General features: G+C 58.3%; 14 protein-coding genes and 1 other annotated feature. Of the genes, 3 read left to right on the top strand and 11 right to left on the bottom strand.

Annotated elements, in window-relative coordinates:
- Positions 1–17: 17 nt before the first annotated feature.
- From CE636_RS21265 to CE636_RS21225, 9 genes are all read right to left on the bottom strand, one after another.
- A complete protein-coding gene (locus CE636_RS21265) occupies positions 18–1322 on the bottom strand; it encodes an inosine/guanosine kinase (RefSeq protein WP_004204733.1) in 1305 nt (434 codons plus the stop codon).
- Positions 1323–1385: 63 nt separating this feature from the next.
- Positions 1386–2348, bottom strand: a complete 963-nt coding sequence (gene hemH / locus CE636_RS21260) for a ferrochelatase (RefSeq protein WP_017898889.1) — start codon at positions 2346–2348, stop codon at positions 1386–1388.
- A gap of 128 nt (positions 2349–2476) precedes the next feature.
- On the bottom strand, positions 2477–3121 hold the full coding sequence (gene adk / locus CE636_RS21255) for an adenylate kinase (protein WP_002892184.1): 645 nt from the start codon (positions 3119–3121) through the stop codon (positions 2477–2479).
- Between the two features lie 222 nt (positions 3122–3343).
- Positions 3344–5218 (bottom strand): molecular chaperone HtpG, encoded by a 1875-nt coding sequence (gene htpG, locus CE636_RS21250; RefSeq protein ID WP_004177228.1) that lies wholly within the window; start codon positions 5216–5218, stop codon positions 3344–3346.
- A gap of 111 nt (positions 5219–5329) precedes the next feature.
- Entirely contained in the window at positions 5330–5935 is a 606-nt protein-coding gene (recR, locus tag CE636_RS21245) for a recombination mediator RecR (protein ID WP_002892177.1), read from the bottom strand.
- The gene (locus CE636_RS21240) at positions 5935–6267 is read right to left on the bottom strand and encodes a YbaB/EbfC family nucleoid-associated protein (RefSeq protein ID WP_002892173.1); all 333 of its coding nucleotides are present in this window, start codon (positions 6265–6267) and stop codon (positions 5935–5937) included. Before CE636_RS21240 ends, recR begins: the two co-directional genes overlap by 1 nt.
- A 57-nt stretch (positions 6268–6324) precedes the next feature.
- Positions 6325–8232: a DNA polymerase III subunit gamma/tau gene (dnaX, locus tag CE636_RS21235; RefSeq protein WP_017898890.1), complete on the bottom strand. Its 1908-nt coding sequence runs from the start codon at positions 8230–8232 to the stop codon at positions 6325–6327.
- Positions 6928–6992 (bottom strand) — a sequence feature (DnaX frameshifting element). (Overlaps the previous gene by 65 nt.)
- 92 nt (positions 8233–8324) lie before the next feature.
- Positions 8325–8876, bottom strand: a complete 552-nt coding sequence (gene apt / locus CE636_RS21230; RefSeq protein ID WP_004204738.1) for an adenine phosphoribosyltransferase — start codon at positions 8874–8876, stop codon at positions 8325–8327.
- A gap of 150 nt (positions 8877–9026) precedes the next feature.
- Positions 9027–9404: a DUF454 family protein gene (locus CE636_RS21225; RefSeq protein WP_004204740.1), complete on the bottom strand. Its 378-nt coding sequence runs from the start codon at positions 9402–9404 to the stop codon at positions 9027–9029.
- Positions 9405–9473: 69 nt separating this feature from the next.
- Between CE636_RS21225 and priC the strand changes: the two genes are divergently transcribed.
- The 3 genes from priC to CE636_RS21210 all read left to right on the top strand — a co-directional run bounded on the left by priC (position 9474) and on the right by CE636_RS21210 (position 11166).
- A complete protein-coding gene (gene priC / locus CE636_RS21220; protein WP_004204741.1) occupies positions 9474–10001 on the top strand; it encodes a primosomal replication protein N'' in 528 nt (175 codons plus the stop codon).
- A gap of 12 nt (positions 10002–10013) precedes the next feature.
- Entirely contained in the window at positions 10014–10187 is a 174-nt protein-coding gene (gene rsmS, locus CE636_RS21215) for a pleiotropic regulatory protein RsmS (protein WP_004204742.1), read from the top strand.
- Positions 10188–10254: 67 nt separating this feature from the next.
- Positions 10255–11166, top strand: a complete 912-nt coding sequence (locus tag CE636_RS21210; RefSeq protein ID WP_017898891.1) for an Rpn family recombination-promoting nuclease/putative transposase — start codon at positions 10255–10257, stop codon at positions 11164–11166.
- A gap of 35 nt (positions 11167–11201) precedes the next feature.
- Here the strand turns inward: CE636_RS21210 and mscK are convergent, their stop codons facing one another.
- Together mscK and acrR are read right to left on the bottom strand one after the other, a co-directional pair.
- Positions 11202–14549: a mechanosensitive channel MscK gene (gene mscK / locus CE636_RS21205; RefSeq protein WP_004204744.1), complete on the bottom strand. Its 3348-nt coding sequence runs from the start codon at positions 14547–14549 to the stop codon at positions 11202–11204.
- A 128-nt stretch (positions 14550–14677) separates the two neighbouring features.
- The gene (gene acrR / locus CE636_RS21200; protein WP_004204746.1) at positions 14678–15328 is read right to left on the bottom strand and encodes a multidrug efflux transporter transcriptional repressor AcrR; all 651 of its coding nucleotides are present in this window, start codon (positions 15326–15328) and stop codon (positions 14678–14680) included.
- Positions 15329–15464: the final 136 nt, after the last annotated feature.

Genomic DNA, 15464 nt, shown 5'->3' with positions numbered 1-15464 from the left:
TCGGGAGAGGGACTCGCTTATCGATCCCAGTACGCCTCTTCCAGGCTGTCCTCACGTTCCGGCAGGCCGCGGGTTAAACGCGGCGAGTGCTGGTTCAGCACCTGATAGCTCACGCGGTTGGCATATTTACACACCTGCGCCAGCGAGGAGTAGGTCAGCCATTTGCATTTGTGTTTGCTGGAGTTGGGTACGTTATTGCGATGGTAGTTATTGGCGGTGATGTCATGCAGCAGCGCCGCCAGCGCGCCGTCGCCTGCGCCGTTGGTGTTCATGATCTTCTCCGGGCCGCCCATATACGGCGCGATGTGCGAATAAATGCGCAGCGGATTGACGCAGTCCTGGTGACGCATCGCGCGACTGAATTCAAACTGGTTAAATTCCGGGATCGCCCCCGGCAGCAGCGGATGCTGGGTTTTACGCTTCGCCTCTTCTTCGGTGAAGCCCGCCATATATAGCCCCGCCGGTCCGGCGGTGCACAGCACCAGGTCGACCCAGTCCAGCGCTTTGTCCGCCGCCGACAGCGGATCGGCAAAACCGGTCAGCGCTTCCCCTTCCTCTTCATTCATCGCCAGAATCGAGACATGATCCTGCAGGAACTGCTGCCACCACGCCGGGTTATCGGCAATCACGTATTTGGTACCAAGAGTTAACACCACCGGCACATCATGCTTTTTGGCATACTCGATGGCTTTCATCGTCGCGTCCGGCATCGGCTCGCCCGGCTTGCAGCGTACCAGGTAGGAGGTCAGCACCAGCGCCGAGGCGCCAGCGATCACCGCTTCCGGAATGCTTTCCGGGCGCAGCTTGTTCATATGACCCGGGCTAATGGCGAAGGTGCGCTCGCCGCTATCGCCGATCAGGGTGAAGCAGCGGCCAATGGCGCCGTCAACGCCCTGCAGATAGTTCAGATCGGTACGGCTGGAGGTATTGCACAGGTAGCGATAGGCATAGCCGCCGATTTCGATATTACTGCACATGACGCCAAGCAGCACCGAGCGATCGTCCGCCAGCACCGAGTAGTTGTGCATGGTATTGCCGATCGTGCCGCCGGCAAACTGATGAGTAATAAGATTATTGCGCACCAGCTCCTGGTACAGCGCCTCGGCGACATCATCTTCAATCACCAGAGAGTGGCCCGCGCTCAGGCCGTAGCGCACGATAAACGCCTCATCCACTTTCGCTTCGATATCCACCAGCGTCTGGTCAATACCCACCACCCAGGAGACGCTGGATTCATTCTCCGGCTGAATTTGCTGCAGCAGCGGGTCGCGGGCGTTAACGGGAAAATAGTGTTTGGACTTGCGTTTACCGGGAAATTTCATAGTGGCGCTTAAATAACAGGGAACAAGCGGGAAATAGTAGCATATTCCCCGCCCTGCGCGCGATCAGCGATAAGGCGCCGTCAGGTTGACCATCATCTCAATATGCGCGGCGTCCGCGTTAAGCGCCGGAATGTATTCATATTGCTTGCCACCCGCTTCGAGGAAGATTTCCCGGTTCTGGACGGCGATCTCTTCCAGCGTTTCGAGACAGTCGGCGGCAAAGCCCGGGCACAGCACCTGAATATGCTTCGTCCCTTTCTCGCCGAGCATCTTCAGCGTCTCATCGGTGTACGGCGTCAGCCAGGGTTCCCGCCCAAAGCGCGACTGGAAGGTCATCATCACCCGCTCCGGTGGCAGCCCCAGCGCGGAGACCAGTTCCCGCGTGGTATCACGACAGCGCTGAGGATAATCATCTCCCTGGTTGGCATAGCGCTGCGGGATCCCATGATAGGAAAGCAGCAGCAGATCCGGTTCCCCATGAACGGCAAACGAGGCGCGCACGCTGGCCGCCAGAGCATGGATATAGTCCGGGTGCCCGGCGTAATCGCGAATAAACGAGATACCGGGAATGGCACGTTTTTTCGCGAGGATCCGCGCCAGCTCATCCCAGACGGCAGCCACCGTCGAGCAGGAATATTGCGGATACAGCGGCAGCACCACGATGTGCCCCACCCCTTGCGCCAGTAAATCATCCACCGCGCTGGCCAGCGACGGCGTTCCATAGCTCATGCCCAGCGCCACCGGGGTATCCGGCAGTCTGGCAGCCAGCGCCTGCTGCTGGCGACGGCTGTATACCATCAGCGGCGACCCCTCTTCCATCCAGACGGACTGATAGAGTTTAGCCACGCGGGGAGAGCGAATCGGCAGTATGACGCCGCGCAGCAGCGGCCACCATAGCAGACGAGACGTATCCACCACCCGTTTGTCGCTGAGGAATTGTCGCAGATAACGCTTCACCGCACCGGGGGTGGGCGCATCGGGAGTGCCTAAATTGGCCAGCAAGATACCTGTTTTCGTCTGATGCATTACCGCCTCTTAACCATTTGAATCGCAGCCAATTGTAGCTGAAATGGCGCTAAACGGAACCAATCATAGCAAAAGGTAGGAATGAGAGGAGTTCTCATCCTGCCGCAGCAGGATGAGAAAAGGCTTTATCAGCCGAGGATTTTTTCCAGTTCGGCGCGCACGTCAGCCACCGCTTTGGTGCCGTCGACTTTGGCGTATTTGGTGTTGCCCGCCTGCGCTTCTTTGGTGTAGTAGCCGATCAGCGGCGCCGTCATCTGATGATATTCCACCAGACGCTTACGCACGGTCTCTTCCTGGTCGTCTTTACGGGTGGTCAGCTCTTCGCCGGTCACGTCGTCTTTGCCTTCCACCTTCGGCGGATTGAATTTGATGTGGTATACGCGACCGGATGCCGCGTGAACGCGACGGCCAACGATACGGTCGACAATCAGTTCGTCCGGCACGTCGAATTCCAGCACGTAATCAACGGTAATGCCCGCTTCTTTCATGGCGTCAGCCTGCGGAATAGTGCGCGGGAAACCGTCCAGCAGGAAGCCGTTACGGCAATCTTCCTGGGCGATACGCTCTTTAACCAGCGCGATAACCAGCTCATCGGTCACCAGCTTGCCGGCGTCCATGATGTCTTTCGCCTGCTTACCGAGCTCAGAGCCGGATTTTACCGCAGCGCGCAGCATATCGCCGGTGGAGATTTGCGGAATACCGTATTTCTCCATGATGAACTGAGCCTGAGTTCCTTTACCCGCGCCCGGAGCGCCAAGCAGAATAATACGCATTACGAAAATCCCCTCAAAAGTCGATTCAATTTTTCAAAAACGCTAAACCATACCACCAGAACGGCGATGGCTCAAGGAAGGCGGTGCGGCTGAAACGGTTAATGGTGAGATATTTTATGCAATCCAATGTGAAATGCCCCGTCTGAGCAAATCGCTCAGACGGGGCATTTATCCCGTTCCCGGCGTCGCGTCGCTCGGCCGGGCTACTCGTTCAGGTTCGCGTCAGGAAGCCAGCAGCTGGTTCATACGGCGGATAAACTGGTTCGGATCTTCCAGCGTGCCGCGCTCGGCCAGCAGCGCCTGATCCAGCAGCAGTTCCACCCATTCGCCGAACTGCGCGTCATCCTGGGTATCGGCTGCGCGTTTCACCAGCTGATGCGCCGGGTTCAGTTCGAAGATGTATTTCACTTCCGGCGCCGCCTGGCCCGCAGCCGCGAAAAGCTTCGCCATCTGGGTGCTCATCTCGTCGGCATCGGTGGTGACAATCGCCGGGGTATCGGTCAGACGATGGGTCAGACGCACCTCTTTGACCCGGTCGCCAAGCAGGTTTTTCACACGCTCAACGAACGGCTCCAGCGCTTTTTCGGCTTCTTTGGTGGACTCGTCCACTTCATCCGCCAGCTTGTCCAGCGACTCGTCGGCTTTAGCGACAGACTGGAACGCTTTGCCGTCGAACTCGGTCAGGTAGCTCATCATCCACTCGTCGATGCGATCGGAGAGCAGCAGCACTTCGATCCCTTTCTTACGCAGCAGCTCGAGGTGCGGGCTGCTCTTCGCCGCCGCATAGCTGTCGGCAGTGATGTAGTAGATCTTCTCCTGACCTTCTTTCATGCGTGAGACGTACTCTTCCAGCGACACGGTCTGCGCGGAGGAATCAGTATGGGTGGTCGCGAAGCGCAGCAGTTTGGCGATCGCCTCCTGGTTGCTCGGATCTTCCGCCGGCCCCTCTTTCAGCACCAGGCCGAACTGTTTCCAGAAGGTCTGATATTTTTCGGCGTCGTCTTTCGCCAGCTTATCCAGCATCTGCAGCGCGCGTTTGGTCAGCGCGGTGCGCAGGTTGCGGGTCACGCTGCTGTCCTGCAGAATTTCACGGGAGACGTTCAACGGCAGATCGTTGGAGTCTATCAGGCCGCGTACGAAGCGCAGGTAGTTCGGCATAAACTGCTCGGCGTCGTCCATGATGAACACACGCTGGACGTACAGCTTCAGGCCGTGTTTATGATCGCGGTTCCACATATCCCACGGCGCCTGCGACGGGATATACAGCAGGCTGGTGTACTCCTGCTTACCTTCCACGCGGTTGTGGCTCCAGGTCAGCGGGTCGCTGTAGTCATGGGCAATGTGCTTGTAGAATTCTTTGTATTCGTCGTCGTTAACTTCAGACTTGCTGCGAGTCCACAGGGCCTGCGCCTTGTTGATTTTTTCCCAACTGATAACGGTTTCGCCGTCTTTCTCTTCCCGTTTCTCAATCTCAACCGGCAGCGCGATATGGTCGGAATACTTGCTGATGATGGAGCGCACGCGCCAGTCGTTGAGGAAATCGTCCTCACCTTCGCGCAGATGCAGGGTGATTTCGGTCCCGCGATCGGCTTTGGTGATGTCAGCCACGGTATATTCCCCTTCGCCGGCGGATTCCCAGAACACGCCGTTCTCAGGTTTATCGCCTGCCGCACGGGTACGGACGGTCACTTTATCCGCCACGATGAAGGCCGAATAGAAGCCGACACCGAACTGGCCAATCAGCTGGCTATCTTTTGCCTGGTCGGAACCCATCGATTCGAGGAACGCTTTGGTGCCGGATTTGGCGATGGTGCCGAGATGGTCGATAACCTCTTCCCGGTTCATACCGATACCGTTATCGGCAATGGTCAGGGTACGGTTGTCTTTATCAAACGAAACCCGCACGCGCAGCTCGCCGTCTCCCTCATACAAATCCGGCTGCGACAGCGCGCGGAAACGCAGCTTATCGGCCGCATCAGAGGCGTTGGAAATCAGCTCACGCAGAAAGATTTCTTTGTTGGAATAGAGGGAATGGATCATCAGGTGCAGAAGCTGTTTTACTTCTGACTGAAAACCACGAGTTTCTTGTCCTTTCATCTGATTCAACCTCAACAATGCCATTTTAAATGGGTAAAAAACCGTTGAGTGGGAGATGGGGACAGCGGGGAAATTTTTCAAGCGGAGGCGGCGATAGCCGCCTCCATTTGTTCAGAAAGTAATCTTGTGGCGACCGGCCAGCGAGTGGGACAGCGTGGTGCCGTCGACCATCTCCAGCTCGCCGCCCACCGGCACGCCGTGGGCGATTCGGCTGGCGTCGACGCCATACTGCGCGCACAGCTCCGCGATATAGTTGGCTGTCGCCTCGCCCTCAACGGTCGGGTTGGTGGCAAGGATCACCTCGGTGATCGACTCCGCCTCCAGCCGTTGCTCCAGGCGATCGAGCCCGATGTCATCAGGCCCGATGCCGTCGAGCGGCGACAGGTGCCCCATCAGCACGAAGTAGCGGCCGGAATACTGCCCGGTCTGCTCAATGGCGTAGATGTCCGCCGGACTCTCCACCACGCAGATCTGGCCGTTTTCCTGGCGACGCGGGTTGCTGCAGATATTGCACACCTCCTGCTCGGTGAAGGTGCGGCAATCGGCACAGTGGCCGATCTCCGACATCGCGCGCGTCAGCGCCTGCGCCAGACGCATCCCGCCGCTGCGATCGCGCTGCAGCAGGGTAAACGCCATGCGCTGCGCCGACTTCGGGCCGACGCCCGGCAGACAGCGCAGTGCTTCCATAAGCTGAGTTAACAGCGGGCTGGTTTGCATCAGAACGGCATCTTGAAGCCTGGCGGCAGCTGCATACCGGCAGAGACGGAAGCCATCTTCTCTTTCTGAGTCTCTTCGATACGGCGCGCAGCGTCGTTGAACGCGGCAGCCACCAGATCTTCCAGCATCTCTTTGTCATCTTCCAGCAGGCTTGGGTCGATCTCCACGCGGCGGCAGTTGTGCGCGCCGTTAATGGTCACTTTCACCAGACCCGCGCCGGATTCGCCGGTCACTTCCAGCTGAGCGATCTCTTCCTGCATCTTCTGCATTTTTTCTTGCATCTGCTGGGCCTGCTTCATCAGGTTACCCAGGCCGCCTTTTCCACCAAACATAGGCTTCTCTCTCAGTCAGTCATCATTAAAGGTACTGACTGCAAGTCAAACTTGCAGTCAAATGGGGCGAATACTCTCTTCATCCAGATCGGCGTCAAAGAAACGACGCAGGGTCTGAATGTTATTATCCGCAATAATCGCTTCGCGCGCCTGCGCGAGCTTCTCTTCATAAATAGCCTGCCGCCACTCCAGCGGCGTGCGCATCGCGGGATTATCGTCTTCCACGATGGTCAATTCAACGGGCGTACCGTACAACACCCCCAGCGCTTCAGCCAGCTTTTGCTGTGCGCCGGCGGAATTGAGGTGGCGCTGGCTGGAGCGCAGATGCAGACAGACGCGATTGCCCTCCTGCTCTTTCCACGCGTTGAGCGCTACCTGCTCGACCAGCTTCGGTACTGCCAACTGGCTCACTTCCGCCGCCCAGCTGTCGCGCTCGACCGCTTCAACGGCAAGCTTGGCCGCCAGCTCAGGCGTTTTTTCATGCTCCAGCGCTTTTTTCAGCGCTTTAGGCGTGGCGACTTCGACTTTGGTCTCTTCAACCACCGTCGTCGCCTTCCAGCGATAAGCCTCTTTCTTCGCCGGGGCCTGCTCCAGCGCCGCCGCGGCCGGACGAGCCTGGACGCGCTCGGTAATCGAACTCAGTCGCTCCAGCGCAGCGTTATTCACCGGCCGCGCGCGGGAAGCGGCTGCCGGTTCACTCTTTTTTGGGGTGGTTGCTCCCTGGCTGCGCTGCAGGTGGCTGCGGGCCGCCAGCACCTGGCTGGTGGTCGGCGGCAAACTCTGCGGCGGCTGTGGCGGCGGCGCTGCGGGGGAAACCGGCTGGCGCGGCGCGGGCGCGGCGGCCTGCGCCGGCTGCACCTCGGGCTCCGGCAGCGGCTTACGCGGATGAAACGCCAGGGCGCGCAGCAGCGTCATTTCGACGCCCATCCGCCGGTCCGGGGCATAGGGTAGCTCTTTGCGGCCAATCAGCAGCGTTTGGTAGTAGAGCTGAACGTCGCTCGGCGGTACGGTGCGCGCCAGTTCGCGCATCCGCACTTCGACCGCGGCCATGTCGGTGCCCAGCGCCGAAGGGGACAGCTGAACCATGGCGATGCGGTGCAGCAGGCTCTGCATCTCCACCAGCAGCGCCTCCCATTCAACGCCGCGCGCGGCGGCGTCATTGACGCCCGCCATGACTCGCTCGCCATCGGCGGCGACCAGGGCTTCAATCAACGACAGTGCCTGATCGTCATCGAGGGTGCCGAGCATGGTGCTCACCGACGCCGCCGTCAGTTGCCCTTCTCCACTGGCAATAGCCTGATCGGTCAGGCTTAAGGCATCGCGCAGGCTGCCGTCGGCGGCGCGCGACAACAGCTGCAGCGCGCGGGGCTCGAAGGCAATCTGCTCTTCGCCAAGAATATGCTCCAGCTGATGGCGGATCTGTTCAACGTCCAGCGCCTTCAGGTGGAACTGCAGGCAGCGGGATAAGATCGTCACCGGCAGCTTCTGCGGATCCGTCGTCGCCAGCAGGAATTTGACGTGCGCCGGCGGCTCCTCCAGCGTTTTTAATAACGCATTGAAGCTGTGGCGCGACAGCATATGAACTTCGTCGATGAGATAGACCTTGAAGCGGCCCCGGGCCGGCGCGTACTGGACGTTATCCAGCAGGTCGCGGGTATCTTCGACTTTGGTGCGTGAGGCGGCGTCAATCTCAATCAGATCGACAAAGCGCCCCTGTTCAATTTCCCGGCAGTTATCGCACACGCCGCAGGGGGTGGCGGTGATGCCGGTTTCACAGTTTAACCCTTTCGCCAGCAGGCGGGCGATGGAGGTCTTACCGACTCCGCGGGTACCGGAAAAGAGATAAGCGTGATGAATGCGCCCTAACGACAAGCCGTTCGCCAGTGCGGTCAGCACATGTTCCTGGCCGACGACGTCAGCAAAGGTTTGTGGGCGCCATTTACGGGCTAAGACCTGATAACTCATGGGCTGGCTCTGAAACGCTGGAAGGTGAAATCACGAAGGGGTCATGCTATCACAGCCCCGCCCGATCGGCGAGGCTATGTGGAGGGATTTGCTTAGTGGCCCGGGAACGGCACCAGACTGAAGCAGTGGATCCCCAGCTTCTCCAGGCGCTGTTCGCCGCCCAGATCGAAGAGATTGATAATGAAAGCGGCATCCTGCACTTCGCCGCCGAGACGGCGGATCAGTTTGACCGTCGCGTCGATGGTTCCGCCGGTCGCCAGCAGATCGTCCACCACCAGCACTTTGTCGCCCGGTTTGATGGCGTCAACGTGGATCTCCAGCTGATCGGTGCCGTATTCCAGCTCATAGCTCTCAGCGATGGTTTCACGCGGCAACTTACGCGGCTTGCGTACCGGAACAAAGCCCACGCCCAGCGCCAGCGCAACCGGTGCGCCGAAAAGGAAGCCACGCGCCTCAGTCCCTACCACTTTGGTAATTCCCGCGTCTTTGTAGCGCTCGGTCAGCAGTTCAATGCTGAGCGCGTAAGCTTTCGGGTCTTCCAGTAAACTGGTGACATCGCGGAAAAGAATGCCCGGTTTTGGATAATCCTCGATACTCTGGATGCTGTTCTTCAGATATTCAAGCTGCTGTGCAGTTGCGGTCATAAGTGTATGCCTGATTGAAACGGTGTTACCCACGGGCGTGCAAAAGGGGCCAAAGAAACATTTGTTTAACCTTTGACCAGGCTTACCCGCGCTCGAAAACGCCAGAATTTACTGGCTGTCAGCAACAATTGCAACAGGCATTATTGCGCATCAGTGCTTTTGTTGCTTTGCGTCAACCACCGGAATGCGCCACATAAAGATCAGCAGACAGGCCAGAATGACCAACAGCATGATGCGCACCCACGTAAGCTTAACCAGCCACAGCGAAATAGCAAAAGTCGCCACGATCATGGCAATGGCGCGCGGTTTGGCGCCGCGAGGCATGGCGCGGTACTGTTGCCAGTGGCGAAGATAGCCGCCGAACCATGAGCGATACAGCAGCCACTGGTGAAAGCGCGGCGATGAGCGGGCAAAGCACCAGGCAGCAAGCAGAATAAACGGCGTCGTCGGCAGCAACGGTAAGAAGACGCCCAGCGTACCCAGCGCTACCGCCAGCCAGCCGATAATGGTTAAAATAACAGGTGGCATAATGCGAATCGTTATCAAACAGATACGGCTACTGTAGCACAGTTGGCTGATGGAGAATGGAGGGGGTTGGTGAAAACAGCTCAACTTTTACAAACGCTGAACAATCAGCTCAGCGAGCTGGCCGCGCAGGTGGCGCCGCTGGCGGAGCACGCGACCCTCAGCCCGCGCTTTGACCGCCAGCTCTTCCACACCCGCAGCACGCTGATGCAGGCCTATCTGGCGGAAGCCCAACACAACTTTCACCAGCTCCGCCAGGCCGTCGAGCGCCAGCAGTTGCCGCAGGTAGCCTGGATCGCCGAGCGTCTGGCGGCGCAAATCGCTGCGCTGCGTCGCGAAACCGCCACCTGGTCGCTGCGCAGTTGGGACCATGCCTCGCCAACGCTGAGCCGCTGGCAGCGCCGTCGCCTACAGCATCAGGAGTATGAGCGCCGCCTGCTGGCGATGCGCGACCAACGCCAGCGCCAGCTGACGCAGGCTACCAGCCTCGACGAGCAGCAGCGGCTGGCCAGGGAAGTCGAGGTCTACAGTGGACGGCTGGCGCGCTGCCGACAGGCGCTGGATAAGATTGAAAACGTACTGGCGCGGCTGACGCGCTAACAGGAGAGTCCGATGTCGCTGGAAAATGCCCCCGATGAGGTCAAACTGGCCGTCGATTTAATCATGTTGCTGGAATCACATCAGATCCCGGCGCAAACCGTGCTGGACGCGCTGGAAATTGTCAGGCGGGATTATGCAAACAAGTTAAAAAACGCGGAAAGCGCCTCGCAAACGCCGCAGAAGTAAGATGTTGCCCACGGCGGAGTGCTGGCAGAGTGGTCCTCTGCGCATGACGCCGATGGAGGCAATATTGATGGAAAAGGTCAGTCAAACCCCGTACGATGCGGTTTTTCGCCAGATGCTGATGCATCAGGCGGTGGCGAAGGATTTCCTGCAGCTGTATCTGCCCGCGCCGTTTCTGGCAATCTGCGAGCTGGATTCGCTGCAGCTGGTCTCCGGTAGCTTTGTTGAAGAGGACCTGCGCGCCAGCTATTCCGATATCCTTTACTCACTGCGCACCCGCCACGGACCGGGCTATGTTTACGCGCTGATTGAGCACCAGAGTACCCCGGACAAGCTGATGGCGTTTAGACTGCTGCGCTACGCGCTGGCCGCCATGCAGCGTCATCTGGACGCTGGCCACGATACGCTGCCGCTGGTGGTGCCGATTCTGTTTTATCACGGCAAGGTCACCCCCTGGCCCTGGCCCCGCAACTGGCAACAGCTATTCGCCGAACCGGCGCTGGCGAAGGCGCTCTATAGCGGTGATTTTCCGCTGGTGGACCTCACCGTTATGCCAGATAATCAGATCGTCCGTCATCGGCGGATGGCCATGCTGGAGCTGTTGCAAAAGCATATCCGCCATCGCGATCTGGCCGAGCTGCAGGTGCCGCTGATTGCGCTGATGACGCAAGGCTATCTGACAGAAGCGCAGTTGAATACGCTGCTGCGCTATATGTTGCAGGCGGGTACAACGGAACATCCGGGGGCGCTGATCCGCGCGCTGGCGGCGCAGTCGCCCAGGCATAAGGAGCTGATGATGACCATTGCCGAATGGCTGGAAGAGAAAGGCCGTAAACAGGGGCAGCAGGAGGGCGAGCAGGAAGGTCGAGAAGCCGCCACTCGCAGCATCGCCGCCAGAATGCTGGCGCGCGGCCTCGAAAGACAAATCGTGCGGGAACTCACCGGGCTTAGCGACGAGGAGCTCGCCGCGCTGGCGCCCTGATGCAGCAGGGGCGGCGTTGCGCCGCCCCTCTTCAGTTAAGACGCGACGGAGGGTGCTAAATCGTCGCCCTTTCCATCCCGCTTCACTTCCGTGACTTCATCACCCTTTTCATTTCGCAGATGGACTTCCAGCTGGTTAAAGGCAATGTTGATGTCATTCTCCCGGCACAGACGGTCGATGGCGCGGTTGAGCTCATCCACCGTGTAGCTGCGATCGCGCAGTTCACGGACATACAGACGTAGTTCATGATCCAGCGTACTGGGGCCGAAGGTGGTGAAGAAGACCGCCGGCGCTGGCTCCTGCATCACTTTCGGATGATCGTGCGCCACCTTCAGCAGCACCTCCTTCACCTTATCCAGGTCGGAACCGTAGGCGACGCCGAGGCGGATTACCACGCGGGTCACGGTGTCGGAGAGCGACCAGTTGATCAAGCGCTCGGTAACGAACGCCTTGTTCGGGATGATCACCTCTTTGCGATCGAAGTCGGTAATGGTGGTGGCGCGAATACGGATTTTGCTTACCGTACCGGAGAAGGTGCCGATAGTCACCGTATCCCCGATGCGCACCGGACGTTCGAACAGAATAATCAGGCCGGAGACAAAGTTACCGAAGATCTCCTGCAGACCAAAACCCAAACCAACCGACAGCGCGGCCGCCAGCCATTGCAGTTTGTCCCAGGAGACGCCCAGCGACCCGAATACCGTCATCGCCCCAATGGCGATAATCGCATAGTTAAGAATGGTGGTGATGGCGTAGGAAGTCCCCTGACGCATATTGAGCCGCGACAGGACCAGCACCTCCAGCAGCCCCGGCAGGTTGCGGATTAGCGCCCAGGCAACCATCGACGCCACAATGGCAAACAGCAGGCTGCCCATCGTCACGCTGCGCACCACGCTGGCCCCCGCCTCGGTGCCGTTGTAATGCCAGAGGGTGATGCTGTCGAGATAGGCGAAAACGGTGATCAAATCCGACCAAATCGCCCAGAACATGACCGCGAACAGCGCGATCATCACCAGCATGGTGATGCGCAACGTCTGCTGGTTAACCTGTTCGAGAGCGATAGTCGGCTCCTCCTGCGGCTCAGCGCCTTCCGCGCCCTCCTTCACCAGATGCTGACGGCGCGCCAGCGCCCGGCGCCAGGCGATACGCCGCGCCGCCACGCTCAGGCCACGCAGCACGGTCTGGTACAGCAGGTTCCAGATCATTACCAGATAAACCGTCTCGATCCAGCGTCCCGCCAGGCGCAGCGTGGTGTAGAAGTAGCCGGTCGCCGTCAGCACCATCAGGGCCACCGGAACGATAGACAGCACCGTGATCGTCAGCAGGCGCAGGCTGTGCGACTCTTTATCGCGCCAGCTTTCCCGGCACATCGGCCAGACCAGCACCGCGATCAGCAGTAAGTTGAAGAAAATCACCAGCTGCCCCAGCACATCGTCCATCAGGTTCAGCGGCGACAGCTCGGAAATCACCGACCAGAAATTCAGCGGCAGCAGCGCCAGGCTGACGCGGACAATCTGCCGCCGCCAGTGGCTGGTCAACTGCGCCGGCATATTAAAGTGGCTGACCGCCACGCCGTTCTTTTCCAGCACTTTCCAGCACAGGCCAAACACCAGCCAGAACATCGCCAGTTTTTTACTGTACGCCCACAGCAGTCCGCTGATATTTAACTGCATGGTGAGTAAGATCAGGCCAATCGCCAGAATCACCAGCACCACCGGTAAGGCGCGGATCAGGTCGATAAAGATCGCCTTCGGCGTATGCAGTTGGGTATCATTGCGTAGTTGGCCTACCTGAGAAGCCAGCTTCGCCTGATAATCCTTGAGCCACTGCAAACGCCAGCGGATCAGGCCGGCAATTAGCAGCAGCGGTAATCCGGCGAGGAAAGCGATAAATACCGCCGGCCACGCTTTTTCCCAGTTCACGGTGATTTTCATCGCCTTAAACTGACCTTTCAGCGCTTCCGGGAAGGCCTTAATCCACTCCCAGTCCATCGGTTTATTGCTGTTCACCCAGAAAATTTGCTGGGTCAGGATTTCTTTCAGGCTGCTGGAGACGCTCATCAGCTGCTGCTGATTGATCTGCAGGTTGATGGCCATCATCAGCTGGTTCCCCAGCTGTTTATTGAACTGGTCAAGCAGCTCGCGACGCATGTCGATCACTTCCAGCAGCGCGGCGTGCACTTCATCGGTTACTTCAGCGCTGTGCCCCTCTTCCAGCTTAGCGACATAGGCATCGCTCTGGAACAGGGCGTCGCGCTGCTGGTTAACTTCAAACTGTTCGAGCCGCAGGTCGGCTATGCGATTAGTCATATCCTGCAGCTCATCCGCCGACGGCAGCGTCTGCTGCTGCTGATAAAGAATGCGCGACAGCAGGAGGCTGCCCTTGAGCACGGAAATTTGCTCTTTAATATCCCGCTCAGACTGCAGGGCGCGGTCGAGCCAGTTCTTTACCTGGATATTGCGCTGCACCAGCTGGTTGCCATTCTCCGTCGCCTGGATCAGCTTCTCGCTCAACTGGTGGTTAACATCCAGCTCCTGCTTGACCAGCGGGTTGGCCTGAATACGCGTGGTTTCATCCGGCGTGACCGCCTCCTGGGCGGTTTTCTCAGTCAGCGTCAGCCGCTTGCTGTTCACCGCCTCCTGCAGCAGCTGCAGCTGATGCTCCAGCCGGTTGCTCCAGGCGGTTACATAGTCACGCTGCTTCTGCAGGGTATCCTGCAGGATAGTGTTGCCTTCGAGGCTCTTACGCTGCTGCTCGATCTGCGCGTTGAGCAACGCCTGCTGGGCCTGCAGCAACACCTGCTGGGTCGGACGCAGAGTCTCATCGCCCACCGAGGTGCCATTCAGACGATTACGGATCTGCTGCAGCTGCTGGGAGGCGTTGTACATCGCATTTTGCACCCGTTCCGGCTGCGTTTGCAGGGAAACCAGCTGGCTGTTGTAGGTTGCCAGATCGTTTTGCGCATTCTGCAGATCGTCCAGCGTTTGGGTGACGCGTGATTCCAGCTGACGCAGGGAGAGCGTGCTCAGCGTCTTGCGCGTCGCGTCGTCGTTCGGGACATCGCTCAGGTTGTTAAGGTTATCCACCGCCTGGCGCAGCTTCGCCGGGGCTTGCTCGACCTGCTGGCGGAGCTGCGTCGTCTCGCTCTTGATGCGATCGATTTTATCCAGCGTTTCCAGGGTCTGGGTCAAATCCTGCTGGACCAGTTTATCCTGCGGAGTCAGTTCCTTTTGCTTGTTTAATGTGTTGAGCTGACTCTGTACCTCCGCCCGGTCAGGGAGGTCTGCGGCGCGGCCCTGAACTGGACTGAAAAGGCCAATAAAACAGAGCAGCATAATGGTAAAGATGAACGTGGCGCGTTGCCTGGAGATCGTGTGCAGCATAGTTAATATGAATGAATGCAAATGCCGGAGAATACCGGGGGTCGTCGCAAGCGCGCAGAATAGCACTTCTCATCGCTGGCGAATAGCGGCGGACCACGCTAAAAATTCACGCTCATCCGCACGCTTCGTTAAGCTGGCAGGCTCTCCGGGCCGCGAAGCGTGGGGCAGAATTGATACATCTCCAGCAGGATGGCGACGTAGTCACGCGCTTCCGCATGCAGGTCGAACGAGTCGGGAGCAAACAGCCAGTTCTCCATCAGGCCTGAAAGGTAGCTGCGCATTAAAATCGCCGCTCGCCGGGTGAGTAAATTGGCAGGCAACAGCTTCGCCGCGATACACTCTTTTAAGGTTTGCTCGATACGCTCGTAGCTCGCCAGGGAGAGCTGCCGCTGGGCCTGCTGCACTACGGTCATTTCTCCGACGAATTCGCACTTATGGAAGATAATCTCCATCATCAACCGACGACGCTCTTCTGTCACTGTCGCTTCAAGAACATAGACTAATATCTCCCTGATAACTGAGAGTGGATCGTTGGGGAATTTTGCCCGATACTCAATTTCGAGATCGCTAATACTGGCGTCTGACAGCTCCCAAATTTCGTTGAATAAATCTGATTTATTCTTGAAATGCCAGTAGATAGCCCCCCTCGTTACACCCGCAGCTTTTGCAATTGTTGCCAACGAGGTAGATGATACGCCTTGCTGCGAAAACAGACGCAGAGCAACATCCAGAATCAGTTGCCGGGTTTCACGTGCCTGTTGTTTGGTTTTTCGTGCCATAGGTTAATGACTTTACAGAGGTTACGTTTACATACATTTGTGAATGTATGTACCATAGCACGACCATAATAGAAAGACTGTAGTGGGTTTGTGGTTGTTTGAGCCACTGAACATTTTGAAATTGGACACTCGAGGT

Origin of the sequence: Klebsiella sp. LY, from assembly GCF_004010915.1 — a bacterium.
GTDB lineage: Bacteria > Pseudomonadota > Gammaproteobacteria > Enterobacterales > Enterobacteriaceae > Klebsiella > Klebsiella quasipneumoniae.
Note: the sequence above shows the minus strand (reverse complement) of the source record. Positions and strands in the feature narration are given on the sequence as shown.

Coding starts and splice junctions, on each gene's coding strand:
- CE636_RS21265 (WP_004204733.1), bottom strand. CDS start 1,322: ATGAAATTTCCCGGTAAACGCAAGTCCAAACACTATTTTCCCGTTAAC.
- hemH (WP_017898889.1), bottom strand. CDS start 2,348: ATGCATCAGACGAAAACAGGTATCTTGCTGGCCAATTTAGGCACTCCC.
- adk (WP_002892184.1), bottom strand. CDS start 3,121: ATGCGTATTATTCTGCTTGGCGCTCCGGGCGCGGGTAAAGGAACTCAG.
- htpG (WP_004177228.1), bottom strand. CDS start 5,218: ATGAAAGGACAAGAAACTCGTGGTTTTCAGTCAGAAGTAAAACAGCTT.
- recR (WP_002892177.1), bottom strand. CDS start 5,935: ATGCAAACCAGCCCGCTGTTAACTCAGCTTATGGAAGCACTGCGCTGT.
- CE636_RS21240 (WP_002892173.1), bottom strand. CDS start 6,267: ATGTTTGGTGGAAAAGGCGGCCTGGGTAACCTGATGAAGCAGGCCCAG.
- dnaX (WP_017898890.1), bottom strand. CDS start 8,232: ATGAGTTATCAGGTCTTAGCCCGTAAATGGCGCCCACAAACCTTTGCT.
- apt (WP_004204738.1), bottom strand. CDS start 8,876: ATGACCGCAACTGCACAGCAGCTTGAATATCTGAAGAACAGCATCCAG.
- CE636_RS21225 (WP_004204740.1), bottom strand. CDS start 9,404: ATGCCACCTGTTATTTTAACCATTATCGGCTGGCTGGCGGTAGCGCTG.
- rsmS (WP_004204742.1), top strand. CDS start 10,014: ATGTCGCTGGAAAATGCCCCCGATGAGGTCAAACTGGCCGTCGATTTA.
- CE636_RS21210 (WP_017898891.1), top strand. CDS start 10,255: ATGGAAAAGGTCAGTCAAACCCCGTACGATGCGGTTTTTCGCCAGATG.
- mscK (WP_004204744.1), bottom strand. CDS start 14,549: ATGCTGCACACGATCTCCAGGCAACGCGCCACGTTCATCTTTACCATT.
- acrR (WP_004204746.1), bottom strand. CDS start 15,328: ATGGCACGAAAAACCAAACAACAGGCACGTGAAACCCGGCAACTGATT.